The organism is Pedobacter sp. AK013 (assembly GCF_014205835.1).
GTDB lineage: Bacteria > Bacteroidota > Bacteroidia > Sphingobacteriales > Sphingobacteriaceae > Pedobacter.
Genome location: NZ_JACHCQ010000003.1, coordinates 226278 through 243115 on the forward strand (window position 1 = coordinate 226278; position 16838 = coordinate 243115).

Genomic DNA, 16838 nt, shown 5'->3' on the forward strand with positions numbered 1-16838 from the left:
ATTACAATTTTACAATAGAACCACCTGCAGCTTCAATAGCTTTTTGTGCGGTTGCAGAGAACGCATGTGCTGTAATTTCTAGCTTTGCTTTAACTTCACCGCGACCTAAAATTTTAACTAAGTCGTTTTTAGAAGCTAAACCATGTGCTTGTAAAGCAGCAAAATCGATAGTTGTTAAGCTGTGTTTTTCAGCTAAAGCTTGTAAAACATCTAAGTTTACACCAACATATTCTGTACGGTTAATTGGTTTGAAACCAACTTTAGGCACACGACGTTGTAAAGGCATTTGACCACCTTCGAAACCGATTTTGGTTTTGTGACCTGAACGAGAACCCGCACCTTTGTGACCACGGGTTGAAGTACCGCCACGACCAGAACCTGTACCACGACCAATTCTTTTGCTGTTTTTTGTAGAACCTACTGCAGGTTTTAAATTACTTAAATTCATTTTTTTGAATTTGTGTTGCCCTTCGCTTTCACTAAACAGGTACAACGATTAAACATATATAAAGGTAGTACCGGCTTTTACCCATACTACCTTTAAAACTTTTACTAGATTGCTTCGATTGCTACTAAATGGTTCACTTTGCGAACCATACCGATAATTTGTGGAGTAGCTTCAACCTCAACACTTTGGTTCATTTTAGATAAACCCAAAGCCTGAACGGTTCTTTTTTGGCGCTCGCTTCTGTCGATAACGCTTTTTACTTGTGTTATTTTGATCTTAGCCATGATATTATCCGTTAAATACTTTGTTTAAATCTATACCACGGGTTTGAGCTACTGAATAAGCATCACGCATTTTAGTTAATGCATCAACAGTTGCTTTTACCACGTTGTGTGGGTTAGATGATCCTTTAGATTTTGCTAATACGTTATGCACGCCAGCACTCTCTAATACAGCACGCATCGCACCACCAGCAATTACTCCGGTACCTACTGCAGCTGGTTTGATTAAAACAAAACCACCTGAGAATTTACCGATTTGCTCGTGAGGAACGGTACCATTTAAAATTGGAACTTTTACCAAGTTCTTTTTAGCATCATCCACACCTTTAGCGATTGCTTCAGTTACCTCTTTCGCTTTACCTAAACCGAAACCAACAACACCGTTTTCATCACCTACAACAACAATTGCTGAGAAGCTGAAAGTACGGCCACCTTTGGTTACTTTGGCAACGCGTTGTATACTAACCAAACGATCCTTTAATTCGATATCGGTGGTTTTTACTCTTTTTATATTAATAGTTGACATCTTACTTTTTCTTCAGATTAAAATACTAAACCAGCTTCGCGGGCACCCTCTGCCAACGATTTTACACGACCGTGGTATAAATAGCCATTTCTATCGAAAACAACTTCTTTAACACCTGCAGCAATTGCTTTTTCGGCAACTAATTTGCCTACTGCAACTGACTGATCGCTTTTGTTTCCAGTACCAGTAAAATCTTTCGATAATGATGATGCTGATGCTATTGTTTTACCGGTTACATCGTTAATTACCTGCGCATAAATCCCTTTATTGCTTCTATATACAGATAACCTTGGACGTTCTTCCGAACCGGTAAGTCTTTTTCTGATCCCTTTTTTAATACGATCTCTTCTTGATAATTTTTTACCTGCCATGATTACTATTTTTTAGATGCTGATTTACCTGCTTTTCTTCTTAACACTTCACCTACAAACTTGATACCTTTACCTTTATATGGCTCTGGTGCACGTAACGAACGGATTTTCGCTGCTACCTGACCGATCAATTGTTTGTCAATACTTTCTAAAATGATTTTAGGAGTCTGACCTTTTTCTGATTGTGTAGTTACTTTAATCTCTTCTGGTAATTGGAATACATAGTGGTGAGAATAACCTAGAACTAAATCTAATGTATTACCTGTGTTTGTAGCACGGTAACCAACACCTACTAATTCTTGAGTTAATTTATAACCATCTGTAACACCAACAACCATGTTGTTAAGCAATGAGCGATATAAACCGTGTAATGCTTTGTGTTTCTTTTGATCTGATGGACGTTGAACTGTTAAAATTCCATCTTCTTGACTTACAGTGATATCTGAATCTACTGCTTGTGTTAATTCACCTTTAGGACCTTTTACAGTTACTACGTTATCTTTTGATACGGTAATTGTAACACCTGCAGGGATTGTAATTGGGGCTTTTCCTATTCTTGACATTGTGCTGTTCTCCTAATATTAATAAACGTGACACAATACCTCACCACCAATGTTTAATTTGGCTGCTTCTTTATCAGTCATTACACCTTTAGAAGTAGATAAGATTGCGATACCTAAACCGTTTAATACTCTTGGCATATTTTCAACACCAGCATAGTTTCTCAAACCTGGTTTACTTACTCGCACTAATGTACGAATAGCAGGAACTTTAGTAATTGGATTGTACTTCAAAGCAATTTTAATCGTGCCTTGAACTGTAGTATCTTCAAACTTGTAGTTCGCGATGTAACCTTTGTCAAAAAGAACTTTGGTAATTTCTTTTTTAAGGTTTGATGCAGGAATTTCTACAACACGGTGGTTGGCCTTAATGGCATTCCTTACTCTTGTTAAATAATCTGCTATTGGATCTGTATTCATTTTTTATTGTTTTTGATAGTGGTTTCCTTTCCCGATCTCACATCGGGATGGGACCTTCTATCGGTTAAAATTCTTTTTTTAGTATATAGATATAAGTATCAAGTATCGAGACACAATTTGGTCTTGATACCTGATACTACAGGACTCAAATACTATTTATATTACCAAGATGCTTTTTTAACACCTGGTATTTTACCGTCTAGTGCCATTTGGCGGAACGTTACCCTTGAAATACCAAAGGTACGCATATATCCACGAGGGCGACCAGTTAATTTACAACGGTTGTGTAAACGTACCGGAGATGAGTTTTTAGGTAATTTATCTAAACCCTCGAAATCTCCTGCAGCTTTTAATACTGCACGTTTTTCAGCGTATCTAGCTACCAATTTTTGGCGCTTAACTTCGCGTGCTTTTACACCTTCTTTTGCCATTATTCTGCTGTTTTTTGATTTTTAAATGGTAATCCGAATTGTTTCAATAACTCAAGCGCCTCAATGTCAGATTTTGCCGAAGTTACGAAAGTTATATCCATACCTAAAATTTTATTGATTTTATCGATATTAATCTCAGGGAAGATGATTTGCTCAGTAACACCTAATGTATAGTTACCTTTTCCATCAAATCCTTTATCATTAATACCTTTGAAATCGCGGATACGAGGCAAAGCTACAGAGATCAAACGATCTAAGAACTCGTACATGTTGTTATCGCGTAATGTAACACGTACACCTACTGGCATACCTTTACGTAATTTAAAGTTAGAGATATCTTTCTTTGAATTAGCCGGAACCGCCTGCTGACCAGTAATGGTAGTCAACTCAACGATAGTGGTATCCATAATTTTCTTATCAGTAACAGAAAAACGACCAACACCCTGATTGATACAGATTTTTTCCAATTTAGGAACCTGCATTACAGTTTTGTACTGAAATTTTTCTTTTAGTGCATTTACAACTTCTTCTTTGTATTTGCTTTTTAATCTAGGTGTAGCCATTATTTAATCTCCTCTCCTGAAATTTTAGCAACTCTAACTAATTTACCATCTGCGTTAAGTTTACGACCTACGCGGGTAGCTTTACCAGATTTTGGATCAACCAACATCAAGTTAGAAATGTGAAGAGCAGCTTCTTTTTTAATAATACCACCGTTTGGATTAGCAGCATTTGGTTTAGTATGTTTAGATACTAAGTTGATGCCTTCCACAATGGCTCTGTTTTTATCTGTAAGTACTGAAAGTACTTTTCCTTGTTGACCTTTTGAATCGCCAGCAATGACTTTAACTAAATCTCCTGTGCGGATTTTAAGTTTTGATGGTGTATTTACTTTGTTTCCCATTTTATAATACCTCCGGTGCTAATGATACAATTTTCATGAATTGTTTTTCACGTAGTTCTCTCGCAACCGGGCCAAAGATACGTGTACCTCTTGGCTCATCCTGTGCGTTCAATAATACAGCAGCATTATCGTCAAAACGGATATAAGAACCATCTTTACGACGGATTTCTTTTTTAGTTCTTACAACAACTGCTTTAGAAACTGTACCTTTTTTAATGTTACCAGAAGGTAACGCGCTTTTTACGGTAACAACTACTTTATCACCAATTGAAGCATAACGTTTGCCGGTTCCACCTAGCACACGAATTACTAATACTTCTTTTGCGCCGCTGTTATCAGCAACGTTTAATCTCGATTCCTGTTGTACCATCTTATTTAGCTCTTTCTAAAATTTGTACCAATCTCCAGTTCTTGTTTTTACTCAAAGGACGAGTTTCCATAATCAATACTGTATCACCGATACCGCATTCATTTTTCTCGTCGTGAGCCATAAATTTGGTAGTTTTCTTTACGAACTTACCATAAATCGGGTGTTTTACTTTACGTTCCACGCTCACTACAACAGATTTATCCATCTTGTTGCTTACCACTAACCCGGTTCTTGTTTTTCTTAATTGTCTTTCCATGTCGACTCTCAAATTATTTAGTTTCAGTAGCTGACTCAGTGTTTTTCACTTTAGTCAACTCAGTGTTTAAACGGGCTATGTCTTTCCTTACTTTTGCAATACGCGAAGGATTTTCGATAGCTGAAATAGTGTGAGCGAACTTCAATTTTGATAAGTTCTCTTTTTCTTCCGCAATCTTAGCTACTAATTCTTCTTTTGAAAGCCCTGTGATTTCTGAATTTTTCATTTTTCTTTTTCTTTTACGTTGAGTGTAGCGGTTATAATAAACAAGTATTTACAACATTCACCTCAACACTTTACTATGCTTCTACGTAATCTCTACGTACTACGAATTTGGTTTGGATCGGTAATTTCTGAGCTGCTAAACGCAATGCTTCTTTAGCAACTTCTAAAGGCACGCCTTCAGCTTCGAAAATTACACGTCCAGGTCTTACAACTGCTACCCAATACTCAGGAGCACCTTTACCTTTACCCATACGTACCTCAGCAGGTTTTTTAGTTACCGGTTTGTCCGGGAAGATCCTGATCCATACTTGGCCTTCACGTTTCATGAAACGAGTTACGGCAATACGGGCAGCCTCTATCTGACGACTTGTGATCCAAGTAGCTTCTAGAGATTTGATACCGAAAGATCCGAATGCTAACTCAGCTCCACGAGAAGCTAAACCCTTCATTCTGCCTTTTTGCATCTTCCTGAACTTCGTTCTTTTTGGCTGTAACATTTTATTTTGTTCTAATCGTTAAACGATGTTAATAAATCAATTATTTACGAGGACCTCTGTTAGCGCCTGCGCCACCACCTCTGTTTGCACCACCTTGGCCTGGACCACGACCGCCACCTTGGTTTCCACCACGTCTGTCGTTACCACCGCCGCGGTTATCTCTTCCGCCACCACGGTTATCTCTTCCACCGAAAGCTGGTTTATCTGATGCGCCTTTTGGACCGTTGTTTGCTGCACCAATGTTTGGAGACAAATCACGTTTTCCATAAACCTCACCTTTGCAGATCCAAACTTTAACACCTATTTTACCATAAGTAGTTAAGGCTTCAGCTAAAGCGTAATCGATATCAGCACGGAATGTATGCAAAGGCACTCTTCCTTCTTTGTACTGCTCAGTACGTGCCATCTCAGCACCACCTAAACGACCAGAAGTCATGATTTTGATACCTTCAGCACCCATACGCATGGTTGATGCGATAGAAGATTTCATTGCTCTACGGAATGAGATCCTTGCTTCTAATTGTTTTGCAACACCTTCTGCAACTAATTGTGCATCAAGCTCTGGGCGTTTAATTTCGAAGATGTTAATTTGAATTTCCTTTTTAGTCAATTTCTTTAACTCTTCTTTGATTTTATCAACCTCAGCACCTGCTTTACCGATTACGATACCTGGACGAGCTGTGTGGATAGTTACAGTGATACGTTTTAAAGTACGCTCGATAACTACTTTTGCAACACCGCCTTTTGCGATACGGGCAGAAAGGTATTTTCTTATTTTCTCATCTTCAACTAATTTATCGGAGTAGTTGTTGCCACCGAACCAGTTAGAATCCCATCCTTTGATAATTCCTAACCTGGCACCTATTGGATTTGCTTTTTGTCCCATTTCCTAATTAGTTTTGAGTTTCTGTGTTTTTACTATCTACAATCAGCGTTACGTGGTTAGAACGTTTACGAATTCTATATCCACGGCCTTGAGGAGCTGGACGTAAGCGTTTTAACTGACGGCCACCATCAACCATAACTGTTTTTACAAAAAGTTGGTTTTCTTCAGGGCGGGCACCTTCATTTTTAGATTCCCAGTTTTTGATAGCAGATAATAATAATTTCTCAACTCTTATTGCTGCTTCTTTATTGGTAAACTTTAAAATGCTTAATGCTTTTTCTACACGTTCACCTCTGATAAGATCTACAACCAAACGCATCTTACGCGGTGAGGTTGGACAATTGTTTAATTTTGCTATTGCTTCCATTGTCTAATTATTTTTTCTTTTCAGCGTGTCCTCTGAATGTTCTGGTTGGAGCAAATTCTCCCAACTTGTGACCAACCATGTTTTCTGTAACGTACACAGGGATAAATTTATTTCCGTTGTGTACAGCAAATGTATGATTCACGAAATCTGGTGATATCATTGATCTGCGAGACCAAGTTTTGATTACAGACTTTTTGCCTGAATCATTCATAGAGTTTACTTTTTTCTCTACGTTATGGTCAATATAAGGTCCTTTTTTTATCGAACGAGCCATTATTTCTTCCTTCTCTCTATGATGTAACGATTAGAATATTTTTTAAGTTCTCTGGTTTTGTAGCCTTTAGCTAAAACGCCATTTCTTGAACGTGGGTGACCACCTGATGATCTACCTTCACCACCACCCATTGGGTGATCTACTGGGTTCATCGCTACCGGTCTAGTTCTCGGACGACGGCCCAACCAACGTTTACGACCTGCTTTACCTAATACTTCGTTTGCGTGATCTGAGTTAGATACAGCACCGATAGTAGCAAGACAAGTAGTCAAGATTAAACGGGTTTCGCCTGAAGGCATTTTTAAAGTAGCATATTTACCATCGCGGGCAGCTAATTGTGCATAAGCACCTGCACTACGAGCTAATTGTGCTCCTTTTCCAGGGTGAATCTCCACGTTGTGGATGATAGAACCTAATGGAATGTTCGATAATTTTAAAGTGTTACCTACTTCTGGTGCTGCTTTATCGCCCGATAATAATACCGAACCAACTTGCAATCCTTCAGGAGCGATGATATAACGCTTCTCGCCATCTGCATAATGTAATAATGCGATGCGGGCAGTACGGTTTGGATCGTATTCAACAGTAGCTACTGTTGCAGGAATATCAAATTTATCGCGTTTGAAGTCGATTAAACGATATGATTTTTTGTGACCACCGCCCATGTAGCGCATAGTCATTTTTCCTGTGTTGTTACGTCCACCAGACTTTTTTGATGATACAACCAATGATTTTTCGGGCTTGGTTGCTGTAATCTCCGTAAAACTAGCACCAACTCTGAAGCGGGTACCTGGAGTAACTGGTTTAAATTTTCTTAAGCCCATAGTTATAATGAATTATTAAATTAAAGGGTTGCGTAATAATCTATTGTTTCGCCGTCTTTTAACGTTACGATAGCTTTTTTGTATTTCGGGCTACGGCCAGATACAAAACCCGCTTTAGTGTAACGAGATTTAGCTTTTCCATCAACAACCATAGTGTTAACTGCAACGATGGTTACACCGTACAATTTCTCAATAGCTGCTTTAATTTGGATTTTGTTAGCCTTATGGTTAACGCTAAAAGTGAAACGGTTAGATTTCTCAGTTAAAGCTGAAGCTTTTTCGGTTAATATTGGTTTTTTTAAAATTTCCATATTACTTGGCAAACGCCTCCTCCAAAGTTTTAACAGAATCAGCAGTTAACACAAGTACACCAGCGTTTAATACATCATAAGTATTTAAATCTGCTGCCGAGATTACTTTAGTTTTCTGAACGTTTCTGCTTGATAAATAGATATTATTATTTTGTGCAGGTAAAACCAATAAAGTTTTTTGAGTATCTACTTTTAAAGCAGCCAATAAACTTGTATAGTTTTTAGTTTTAATGGTATCGAAGTTGAAATCTTCTAAAACTACCACGTTGTTGTCTTTTGCTTTATAAGCCAAAGCAGATTTACGTGCTAATGATTTTAATTTCTTGTTCAATTTAAAACTGTAATCACGTGGCTGAGGACCGAAAACACGACCACCACCGTTAAATAACGGAGATTTAATGCTACCAGCACGGGCACCACCTGTACCTTTTTGTTTGTATAGTTTGCGAGTTGAACCAGCAATCTCATTACGTTGTTTAGATTTGTGCGTACCTTGACGTTGGTTAGCCAAATACTGCTTAACATCTAAATAAATCGCGTGGTCGTTAGGCTCGATACCAAATACCGATTCAGGAAGTTGCACCTTGGCACCTGTTTCTTTACCCGAAATGTTTAATACTTTAACTTCCATCTGATTATTTGTCTAAGATTACGTAAGAACCTTTAGCTCCTGGAATGGAACCACTAACTACTAATAAGTTTTGCTCAGCATAAACTTTCAAAACCTGTAAGTTTTGAATTTTTACCCTGTCTCCACCTGTTCTTCCAGCCATGCGCATTCCTTTGAATACACGTGAAGGGAATGATGATGCTCCCAATGAACCTGGGGCACGTAAACGGTTATGCTGACCGTGAGTCTGCATACCAACACCGGCAAATCCGTGGCGTTTTACAACACCTTGAAAACCTTTACCTTTTGAGGTACCTACAACATCAACAAAATCGCCTTCTGCGAATGCGTCAACGGTTACTACATCACCTAAATTAAGTGAAGTTGTAAACGAATCGAATTCTACCAGCTTGCGTTTCGGAGTTGTGTTTGCTTTCGCGAAATGGCCTTTTAACGGTTGAGTTGTGTTTTTCTCTTTTTTCTCATCATAACCCAATTGGATTGATGAATACCCGTCTTTTTCTTCGGTCTTTACTTGTGTAACTACACAAGGCCCAGCCTCGATTACCGTACAAGGAATGTTTCTTCCTTCGGCATCAAAGATACTGGTCATTCCTACTTTTTTTCCAATAATTCCTGACATTTTATCTTTTCTTTTTAACACCCATCGAAGCAGTAGGGCTTCGTTCAAGGTGGTTGTACATCCCCCGAAAGGGACGGCAAAGATAGACAAGAATTATTAATTTTCAAATAGTTAGCCAAATATTTTTTCAAATAAATTGCTGATATGATGGGATTTAACTAAAAAAGAGATGTTAATGTGCCAAACCACCATTTAAACTGATGGTTATGATCGCTAAAATAATAAATCCAATGAGTACATATAGGTAATCGCGCTCAATTAAAAAGCTGAAAATAGCGAAAACAATGCGGGCAATCGGCGTAAAAATCAACATCAGGATGCCAAACTGCACAATTGCATCTCCCTGAAAAGTAGATACTCCTTTAAATATAGCCAGTATAGAAGAAAACTTGCTCAGCTCAGGTTTAAAAACTTTATAATCGGTAATGGTCCAACTATTATGGATCAGGAAAATGGCGCCACCTATTAAAACAATGCTCATCGAAATAATTACACCTGCGCGCAGAAGCGTGCCTAAAATTACCTGAATATCCTTATCGTTTAAGTTTTCTTTTCCTATTGTACTCATTATAATCCGCTTATTCCTTTATAAATCATCTGCAATGCCAAGAATACAACAACTACGGCAAATATCATTTTGAGCTTATCGGTTTTGGCTCGTAATAAAATTTTTGAGCCAATAGTTGCGCCTGTTAGCACCCCAACACAAACGGGCATGGCAATGCCCGGATCGATCTGGCCGCGATGTAAGTAAACCACTGCACTTGCAGCAGCAGTAACACCCATCATAAAATTACTTGTTGTGGTTGATACCTTAAAGGGCAAACGCATAATATTATCCATCGCGATTACTTTTAATGCCCCACTCCCAATACCCAGCAAGCCCGATAATGTTCCGGCAAAAAGCATCATTAAAAAACCTCCCGGAACATGTTTTACCGCATATGGATGATCTATACCTTTATCTGGATAAGATCCATTGAGCTTAAAAAAATTGGCCCATTTATCGGTGTTATCCAAAGTAGTATGATCTACCTTTTTCTTTAGTGTCATGATGGCCGAAAAAATCAGGATACAGCCAAATAGAATAGCAATATAGTTGGCGTTTAGATAAACAGCTACAATTGCACCGCACACCGCACCTATTGTGGTCGCGATTTCTAAAAACATTCCAATCCGGATATTGGTAATCCCTTCTTTTACATAAGCCGCTGCAGAACCCGAAGAGGTTGCAATAACAGAAACAATCGATGCACCTATAGCATAATGGATATCAACCCCTAAAGCTAAAGTGAGCAATGGAATAATAATTACTCCCCCACCCAAGCCCGTTAGTGAACCCAATAATCCGGCTAAAAAAGCACCTAATAAAATGATAATGGTAAACAGCAATACCGACATGCGGGCAAATATAATGCACTCTTTTTGGGTAAACGAAGAATTAAGGGAATAAAATAAAGTCTATATGTTATATCGATGATGTAAGATCGGAGGCGGAAAATGGAAGTTTACAGCATCGTAATTTTGAATGGGTGAATTATGAATGTGTAAATATAGCACCTGTCCTTTAGATCATTCAAAATTCAATCATTAACTATGACTTATAATGAAGTTTACTTTCCTTATTCAAATCAACATCCCGAAAACTTTCAAGTAGTTCGAAAGCAATTTGCCGAACGATTTCAGGAATTGGGTTAATGGCCGATTTGTTGCCTTCAGCATCTTTAATCGTCCAGCCCGAAGTATTTAGCACCAAGGGCTCGGTATTAGCTAATGATTTAATTATTTTAGCTCTTGTAAAAGCAATCCCGTCCGAATCGACGATTATTTTTTTATTGTTCCACCAGTTTTCTTGTGTTACTGCGTTTAAAGCAGAACGGTCTAACCTGGCAGCATACCCCCACCCCGTTCCAGTATGATGCGCCAGTTTCAATAATCCGATAAAATTAGTGAGGCTTTTGGAATTATAAATCTCCGAACTGCAATACATATCGAGATGGCTTAATTTAAGCTGGCTCACCAATGCTTTTGCATGATCGGAGTTATGGAAAATCACAACGATTTTTTCGGCAATTGACGGAATAGCAGCATCAGTTCCTTTATCGTACTCCCTACAAAGTATTTCTATCTCTATTAATTGTTGTTGCAACAGCGAAACCAGTTCAGGTTTAGGCAGCGTGGTCTTCATTCCTGATGGTTACTTCCCTAACCGCTTAATCATCTCGGCACTCAAATCCCTACCATCATTTAAACGGTTGGCAAAAAATGATTTTGCTGCTTCAAAATGTTCTTTGTAGCCCTTTAAATCGCCATAACCTATAATAGAAGCCCATTCATGTACAGCAGTATGGAATTCTAAATCATCACCACGGATCGATTTATCATACAAAGCAGTGTTGATCGATTCCTCTAACATGGCTTCGTTTTTGAAAAGATATTCGGCAATACCCAACCTCAATTTAAAAGGTGGTGTTTGGCAGATCAGGTTATCATAAGGATTTACCCCCATTTTATACCAGGCATATACCATACTCAGCAAACTTAAATGCGAATTTGGTTTCTGTTTATGACTGGCGTCTGATAGGCTGAATTCTTTCATAATATTATCATCCAATAGCAAAAGTGAACGGCTCTCATGAAAGACAAAATCACGTGCCGCATAGATCTTTTCTCTAAACGCTGCCTCATTTTCGCAGATCATCAGTTTAAACAGCTCAGATTCTGCCTGGGCATAATATTTTACCTGTTTCTGTGCATAAGGATTTAAAATGGCTAAACCGGCATAAATGTGCGATTTGTAACTAAAAATCCTCAGTGTGGTCAAAATTTTCACATTATCGATTCCACCCGCATAAGCAGGATTATCCCAGGGGAAGAAACCTGCATTTTTCCATGCTGAGCCCATACTTTCGAAACCCATGTGTGTTACCGCCTGTGTATCGGCCACAATGCGATCGTGCTCCCTGTAATCGTCCATTTCTATAATGTTCGATTTTAAAGATTTATAAATTTCTAAAGCTTTAGCATAAACAGCATCGGTAGCACGGTGACGTACCACCACAAGTGTTTGCCCCTCCGGGCTAAATGCCGGACCATGCAAAGAATGGCAGGTTACAATCTGCGTATCTTCTGGAAGGTGTTTTTCGAAAGCAGCAATTTCAGGATGTTTAACCGAGGTTTGCCCGGCAACTATGGCACCATATTTTGTTGAACGGGCAAAAGTAGCCACTACCTCATCAATTTTTTCAGCTTCAACACAATAGATAATAAAGTCTGATTTACGGGCAACCTCATGACCATCGATTAAGACTTCGATTCCTTTAGGTTCCAGCTCATTTTTTAAATCTGTAAAACGTAAGGGCATATCTGCCCCACATACCTTATAACCCGCGTTTACAAAAGATAGTGCATACAATTTGCCCATATCTCCTAAACCAATAATTCCTATTTGCATGAAACAAATGTAACCTATCGCAAATAAATTTATAATAAAACTTAGATAAAATTGTTATTTAGAATGTTAAACCAAAACAATTTTATCGATTTGCCAAAACCTTAAACAAATTTACTAACCGGGAAATAGATAAAAATGTAGTTTTACATTCTAACACCTATATTTAAACTATGCAGAAAATTAAACACACCCTATTGTTTTTAGGCGCTATGCTATTTTTAAACGTTGCGTTTGGGCAAACTTTGCCTGACACTACAAAAAATACTGATCCATCTCTAAATGGCCAGTACCAATTCATGTTAAAGAAATCCAAGAGCTTCAACGGCGCAAGGCTGATTAACCCAAACCGGTTATCATCTTTATGGAAAAGTGTTAACGATACGCTAAGAAAGGAACGCAAGCAATTGCAGGAGGCCAGGCAGGAAATTAAAGCGCAGGCTGGTAATATTTTGAGCTTAAAAGGTGAAGTAACCGGAAAAGAAAGCTCGCTGGCCAATGCTACTGCTTCGGTTAATGAAATTAAGTTTTTAGGTATTGCCTTTGATAAAGGAACCTACAACACCATTGTATGGTCGATAATTATTATACTGGCCATTGGCTTGGCTTTTATTATTTTCCAATCTGGCAAATTAAGGCACGAGGCTAAGTATCGTACAGAACTTTACCAGGAAGTGGCCGACGAGTTTCAGGCACACAAAGTAAAGGCAAAAGATAAAGAAATGAAACTTGCACGTGAGCTGCAGGATGAGCGTAATAAATGGGACGATGGCCGGGGAAGATAACTTAATCTTTCGGCAGGCTACCATTGACAGACTTCAATAGAAAAATCATCATCTCGGACCGAAGCAATACGGAGCGCAGAGATCTTTAAAACTATTGATTTATGCTATAAATTAAAATTCAGGACGACAATACTTTTTTATTATAAGTAAAGCAGGGCTTGTGGCACTTCGGTTCTGCTAGCCCCGTCATTCGCTACTTCCGATGAAGAATCGGAATCGCTACTGGTTAATTCCACTTACGGTAGTACCATTTGGCCAACTAAACCCCAATCAGGATGCCAACTCCTTTAATTGGCAGAAGCAAGAGCGGGAATACTCTTCCCTAAAAGCTACCACAACTTCATTCAAAAAAATGACGATTTTTAAAAAACATGTTAAAACAGCTACGTTTCTGAAGGAAAAGATATTCCCTTAATATTCCGATATAAATCTACAGCATAAAGATCTGTCATACCCGAAACAAAATCCAATACACTCTGTATAATAGAATAAATATCGGTTAAATCGGTATGATATTGTTTAGGAATAAGTTTAACCAGTTTCTTGTAATAGTGTGTATTGTTATGAATAAGTGCAGGAACAAACTCTTCTAATAAACCAGCCATAATTTTGTAACCAGCTACCTCTTTTTGTATAACCGACGAGAAATTGTAGATACGCTCAACTGAGATTTTTTCTACGGCTTTCCAGGCTGAAATATAGGGTTCGGGCAGTAAATCGGTTAAACTTTGATTAAGCTCCCCTTTCAATAATTTTTCTTGTTCTCTAAAAAATATGGCTGCACATTGGTTAGTTAACGTGTTAATTGCTTTTGCCCTTAACAAACCGATTTTTGCATCGTCGTCTTCATAATCATTTTTTAAACGATCTTCTATGGTGCTAGAATTGGCAAATGGCAACAGATAACTTTTTACTTCTTCGTATGAAAGTATCTTTAATCGGTGTGCATCTTCCAAATCAATGATGCTATAGCAGATATCATCGGCAGCTTCTACCAGATAAACCAAAGGATGGCGTTTATAAATGAGATATTCGCCTTCTTCTTTCTCCAAATGAAGTTCGGCTGCGATCTTTTGAAAAGTTTCTTCTTCTGACTGAAAAAAACCGTATTTCTTACGGTGCAATAACCCCTTTTGTTTACCCGCAATTGAAGCGCAGGGATACTTTGCAATCGACGCCAGAGTAGAATAAGTTAAGGCATAGGCATCGTTGCCTTTTCCTTTTAAAGGATGGGTAAGAATCCGGATGGCATTTGCATTACCTTCAAAATTAATTAAATCGTGCCACTGCGATTCGTTCATTTCTTTCTGATAAACTTTCCCATCACCATCGGTAAAATATCGTGAAATAGCTGCTTCTCCTGAGTGCCCAAAGGCTGGGTTTCCTAAATCATGCGCTAATGCAGCCGCGGCCACTATATTACCTACTTCATTAATTAAAGGAACATCTTTAATCAGTTGCAGCTGATGTTCTTCCACACTTTTTAAAAATATATTTGCCATTGAGCGGGCTACGCTGGCAACCTCTAAACTATGTGTTAAGCGGTTGTGTACAAAAACACTTCCAGGTAATGGGAAAACCTGGGTTTTATTCTGCAATCTTCTAAAAGGAGATGAAAAAATCAACCGGTCGTAATCACGCTGAAAATCTGAACGTGCCCGATCTGTGCTGGCACCATATTGCTCTTGTCCGTATCTCCTATTCGAAAGTAAATATTTCCACTCCATTTATCCCGTTGGCATTTAAAATTTGGCGCAAGTTAAACAAAACGCGAAAATGGTTAAGCATAAAAATTTAGGTAAATTTTACCATTAAAATTGTGCTTCAAACTATTTCTAACCTCATCTGTTTAGTATAAATAGATAATACTATGAAAACGAATATATATAACAAGAAAGAGCATATTGAAGGTTATGTAGGATCGGGTGATGGGCAATCAGAAAAATCTGATGTACAAAAAGCTTACGATGCAGGTAACAACACCGATATAGTAACCAGTTATGGAAAAGAACCGAGCGAGTTGATTAAAGGAAATCCTTTAGCCAAAGACGGCCTGGATAATTCTGGCACACAAGGCAAAGATTCGCTTAGCGATGACGCATATAATAGCGCTGATAAAAACCCAACCATAAAGAGCGCCGCAAGCCATACCGGAAGTTCATCTGAAGATTTTAAAACAAATACTGGCATTAATGAGGCGGATGAAAACCATGCATTAAATACAGGAATATAAACAGGCAATTATGGGAATATTAAAATATGCTGTTTTAGGGGCAGCAGCCATATATGGTTTTAAGTATGCCACAAAAAAGCGGGCAGCTGATGGAAAATCATTAATTGACGACTTAAAGGAAAAAGTTCCAGCATACATAGATAAGATTAAGAATTATTCTGAAAAAATAAGACAGGATTATCGGCAAACAAGTGATTTATACTGACAGTTAACCTAGTACAGAAATACACATTAGCTTGACATATATCAATATATTAATACCAAAGGTCTTGTAAATTGACGATAAGTTCTTGAAATTTGCAGCGCTGTAGGATTCGCGACAAAGATTAAAAAAAAATCAGAGACTAACGATTTAAGGGCATTTGTTCTTGATTAACGCATTTCAGTTGTGGAATCCTAATTAATTTCCATCTACCGGAAAATGCATAAATTTTATAAAGGGATTATTCTATATGGATAGTCTCTTTATAACCAGATTATAAATCTTTCCCTTTCAAACCTTTCTCCTTATTCTTATTTCTATTTCCAATGTCTTCACTCTGACTTAAATTCAAATTTTCATTTACGGCATGTGTAGGATCATTTTCAGCTTTCGATAAATGCGACGCTGCTGGTTCATCTTTACGTTTAAAATCGGCGCGTTTATGCCCATAAGTAGCCTCTCCATTATCCCATTCTATATCTTCCTCATTGTGGTTAATCTCCTCATTAGGATCGACATTTTTATTTTCATTACTTTCCATAGCCATTCTTTTGTAGATGCTTCTGTTATAACAACAATTGGTACAATAAAAAGTTTAATTGTATACCAGCTGGTCTTTTCGTCTCATCTTACCCATCCTGCAATCAATTGCTGCTATTGTATGCCTTTACTTTGATCAATCTCTCTACTACTGTCCAAATCATCTTTAGTGGATCCATTTTCATCACGATGTTTTGGTGGATTTTCCATTCTGCTTTCTTCTAGTTCAGAAAAATCACCATCTTTTTGATTAACCACTTCGCCATGAGCGGAAGGTTTATCTTTCAGTTCTTCTTTAGGATCGGCAAAATCCTGTCCCTCAACAGGTAATCCTTCTCGTCTCTTTTCTTTATTAGTCATACCAATACAACCAGCCAGTTCAGCTTTTGTTTTGGAATTTGGGGCATATAAAAAAAGGCCTCG

30 protein-coding genes are annotated in these 16838 nt (G+C 38.0%); 3 read left to right on the forward strand and 27 right to left on the reverse strand.

The features are described from left to right. Window position 1: 1 nt before the first annotated feature. The 24 genes from rplO to HDC90_RS03700 all read right to left on the reverse strand — a co-directional run bounded on the left by rplO (window position 2) and on the right by HDC90_RS03700 (window position 12658). Window positions 2-448, reverse strand: a complete 447-nt coding sequence (rplO, locus tag HDC90_RS03585; RefSeq protein WP_025145210.1) for a 50S ribosomal protein L15 — start codon at window positions 446-448, stop codon at window positions 2-4. A 104-nt stretch (window positions 449-552) separates the two neighbouring features. Further along, window positions 553-732 (reverse strand): 50S ribosomal protein L30, encoded by a 180-nt coding sequence (gene rpmD, locus HDC90_RS03590; RefSeq protein ID WP_010599892.1) that lies wholly within the window; start codon window positions 730-732, stop codon window positions 553-555. A 4-nt stretch (window positions 733-736) separates the two neighbouring features. Further along, window positions 737-1255, reverse strand: a complete 519-nt coding sequence (gene rpsE, locus HDC90_RS03595) for a 30S ribosomal protein S5 (RefSeq protein WP_184463967.1) — start codon at window positions 1253-1255, stop codon at window positions 737-739. 17 nt (window positions 1256-1272) lie between these two features. Then, complete coding sequence (gene rplR / locus HDC90_RS03600; RefSeq protein WP_029278655.1) at window positions 1273-1626, reverse strand: 50S ribosomal protein L18; 354 nt, start codon at window positions 1624-1626, stop codon at window positions 1273-1275. 5 nt (window positions 1627-1631) lie between these two features. Continuing rightward, window positions 1632-2189 carry a 50S ribosomal protein L6 gene (rplF, locus tag HDC90_RS03605; RefSeq protein WP_184463970.1) on the reverse strand — a complete coding sequence of 186 codons (558 nt, stop codon included), beginning with the start codon at window positions 2187-2189 and terminating at the stop codon, window positions 1632-1634. 18 nt (window positions 2190-2207) lie between these two features. After that, the gene (gene rpsH / locus HDC90_RS03610; RefSeq protein WP_010599896.1) at window positions 2208-2606 is read right to left on the reverse strand and encodes a 30S ribosomal protein S8; all 399 of its coding nucleotides are present in this window, start codon (window positions 2604-2606) and stop codon (window positions 2208-2210) included. A 161-nt stretch (window positions 2607-2767) separates the two neighbouring features. After that, window positions 2768-3037, reverse strand: a complete 270-nt coding sequence (rpsN, locus tag HDC90_RS03615; protein ID WP_025145214.1) for a 30S ribosomal protein S14 — start codon at window positions 3035-3037, stop codon at window positions 2768-2770. Beyond that, window positions 3037-3603, reverse strand: coding sequence for a 50S ribosomal protein L5 (rplE, locus tag HDC90_RS03620; RefSeq protein ID WP_370576569.1), 567 nt, complete (start codon window positions 3601-3603; stop codon window positions 3037-3039). The genes rpsN and rplE overlap by 1 nt, the downstream gene beginning before the upstream one ends. Further along, window positions 3600-3941, reverse strand: a complete 342-nt coding sequence (gene rplX / locus HDC90_RS03625) for a 50S ribosomal protein L24 (RefSeq protein WP_167297002.1) — start codon at window positions 3939-3941, stop codon at window positions 3600-3602. The genes rplE and rplX overlap by 4 nt, the downstream gene beginning before the upstream one ends. A gap of 1 nt (window position 3942) precedes the next feature. Next, complete coding sequence (rplN, locus tag HDC90_RS03630) at window positions 3943-4311, reverse strand: 50S ribosomal protein L14 (RefSeq protein ID WP_010599900.1); 369 nt, start codon at window positions 4309-4311, stop codon at window positions 3943-3945. Window position 4312: 1 nt separating this feature from the next. Beyond that, on the reverse strand, window positions 4313-4567 hold the full coding sequence (gene rpsQ, locus HDC90_RS03635) for a 30S ribosomal protein S17 (protein ID WP_010599901.1): 255 nt from the start codon (window positions 4565-4567) through the stop codon (window positions 4313-4315). A 13-nt stretch (window positions 4568-4580) separates the two neighbouring features. Then, window positions 4581-4793 (reverse strand): 50S ribosomal protein L29, encoded by a 213-nt coding sequence (gene rpmC, locus HDC90_RS03640; protein ID WP_025145217.1) that lies wholly within the window; start codon window positions 4791-4793, stop codon window positions 4581-4583. Window positions 4794-4866: 73 nt separating this feature from the next. Continuing rightward, complete coding sequence (gene rplP / locus HDC90_RS03645; protein ID WP_010599903.1) at window positions 4867-5289, reverse strand: 50S ribosomal protein L16; 423 nt, start codon at window positions 5287-5289, stop codon at window positions 4867-4869. 40 nt (window positions 5290-5329) lie between these two features. Beyond that, on the reverse strand, window positions 5330-6175 hold the full coding sequence (rpsC, locus tag HDC90_RS03650) for a 30S ribosomal protein S3 (RefSeq protein ID WP_147224782.1): 846 nt from the start codon (window positions 6173-6175) through the stop codon (window positions 5330-5332). Between the two features lie 7 nt (window positions 6176-6182). After that, a complete protein-coding gene (gene rplV, locus HDC90_RS03655) occupies window positions 6183-6542 on the reverse strand; it encodes a 50S ribosomal protein L22 (protein WP_167297004.1) in 360 nt (119 codons plus the stop codon). Between the two features lie 7 nt (window positions 6543-6549). Further along, window positions 6550-6816: a 30S ribosomal protein S19 gene (gene rpsS, locus HDC90_RS03660; RefSeq protein WP_010599906.1), complete on the reverse strand. Its 267-nt coding sequence runs from the start codon at window positions 6814-6816 to the stop codon at window positions 6550-6552. Beyond that, window positions 6816-7640: a 50S ribosomal protein L2 gene (rplB, locus tag HDC90_RS03665; RefSeq protein ID WP_090501100.1), complete on the reverse strand. Its 825-nt coding sequence runs from the start codon at window positions 7638-7640 to the stop codon at window positions 6816-6818. The genes rpsS and rplB overlap by 1 nt, the downstream gene beginning before the upstream one ends. A 20-nt stretch (window positions 7641-7660) precedes the next feature. Continuing rightward, window positions 7661-7951 (reverse strand): 50S ribosomal protein L23, encoded by a 291-nt coding sequence (rplW, locus tag HDC90_RS03670; RefSeq protein ID WP_025145221.1) that lies wholly within the window; start codon window positions 7949-7951, stop codon window positions 7661-7663. A gap of 1 nt (window position 7952) precedes the next feature. Continuing rightward, a complete protein-coding gene (gene rplD, locus HDC90_RS03675) occupies window positions 7953-8582 on the reverse strand; it encodes a 50S ribosomal protein L4 (RefSeq protein ID WP_167297006.1) in 630 nt (209 codons plus the stop codon). A gap of 4 nt (window positions 8583-8586) precedes the next feature. Then, window positions 8587-9204 carry a 50S ribosomal protein L3 gene (rplC, locus tag HDC90_RS03680; RefSeq protein ID WP_057932251.1) on the reverse strand — a complete coding sequence of 206 codons (618 nt, stop codon included), beginning with the start codon at window positions 9202-9204 and terminating at the stop codon, window positions 8587-8589. Between the two features lie 172 nt (window positions 9205-9376). Next, on the reverse strand, window positions 9377-9772 hold the full coding sequence (locus HDC90_RS03685; RefSeq protein WP_184463974.1) for a DUF1634 domain-containing protein: 396 nt from the start codon (window positions 9770-9772) through the stop codon (window positions 9377-9379). Then, on the reverse strand, window positions 9772-10605 hold the full coding sequence (locus HDC90_RS03690) for a sulfite exporter TauE/SafE family protein (protein ID WP_184463975.1): 834 nt from the start codon (window positions 10603-10605) through the stop codon (window positions 9772-9774). The genes HDC90_RS03685 and HDC90_RS03690 overlap by 1 nt, the downstream gene beginning before the upstream one ends. A gap of 193 nt (window positions 10606-10798) precedes the next feature. Further along, window positions 10799-11392 (reverse strand): hypothetical protein, encoded by a 594-nt coding sequence (locus HDC90_RS03695; RefSeq protein WP_184463976.1) that lies wholly within the window; start codon window positions 11390-11392, stop codon window positions 10799-10801. 9 nt (window positions 11393-11401) lie between these two features. After that, complete coding sequence (locus HDC90_RS03700; protein ID WP_184463978.1) at window positions 11402-12658, reverse strand: prephenate dehydrogenase; 1257 nt, start codon at window positions 12656-12658, stop codon at window positions 11402-11404. Window positions 12659-12828: 170 nt separating this feature from the next. On the opposite strand from HDC90_RS03700, the gene HDC90_RS03705 reads away from it, so the two are divergent. After that, window positions 12829-13440: a hypothetical protein gene (locus HDC90_RS03705; protein WP_184463980.1), complete on the forward strand. Its 612-nt coding sequence runs from the start codon at window positions 12829-12831 to the stop codon at window positions 13438-13440. A 383-nt stretch (window positions 13441-13823) separates the two neighbouring features. Here HDC90_RS03705 and dgt read toward each other — a convergent pair whose 3' ends face one another. Next, window positions 13824-15167, reverse strand: a complete 1344-nt coding sequence (gene dgt / locus HDC90_RS03710) for a dGTP triphosphohydrolase (protein ID WP_184463982.1) — start codon at window positions 15165-15167, stop codon at window positions 13824-13826. A gap of 143 nt (window positions 15168-15310) precedes the next feature. Between dgt and HDC90_RS03715 the strand changes: the two genes are divergently transcribed. Together HDC90_RS03715 and HDC90_RS03720 are read left to right on the forward strand one after the other, a co-directional pair. Then, window positions 15311-15673, forward strand: a complete 363-nt coding sequence (locus tag HDC90_RS03715) for a hypothetical protein (RefSeq protein ID WP_184463984.1) — start codon at window positions 15311-15313, stop codon at window positions 15671-15673. Window positions 15674-15683: 10 nt separating this feature from the next. Beyond that, window positions 15684-15878 (forward strand): YtxH domain-containing protein, encoded by a 195-nt coding sequence (locus HDC90_RS03720; RefSeq protein ID WP_184463986.1) that lies wholly within the window; start codon window positions 15684-15686, stop codon window positions 15876-15878. 271 nt (window positions 15879-16149) lie between these two features. Here HDC90_RS03720 and HDC90_RS03725 read toward each other — a convergent pair whose 3' ends face one another. Together HDC90_RS03725 and HDC90_RS03730 are read right to left on the reverse strand one after the other, a co-directional pair. After that, window positions 16150-16416, reverse strand: a complete 267-nt coding sequence (locus HDC90_RS03725; RefSeq protein WP_184463988.1) for a hypothetical protein — start codon at window positions 16414-16416, stop codon at window positions 16150-16152. 113 nt (window positions 16417-16529) lie between these two features. Then, entirely contained in the window at window positions 16530-16775 is a 246-nt protein-coding gene (locus HDC90_RS03730) for a hypothetical protein (protein WP_184463990.1), read from the reverse strand. Window positions 16776-16838: the final 63 nt, after the last annotated feature.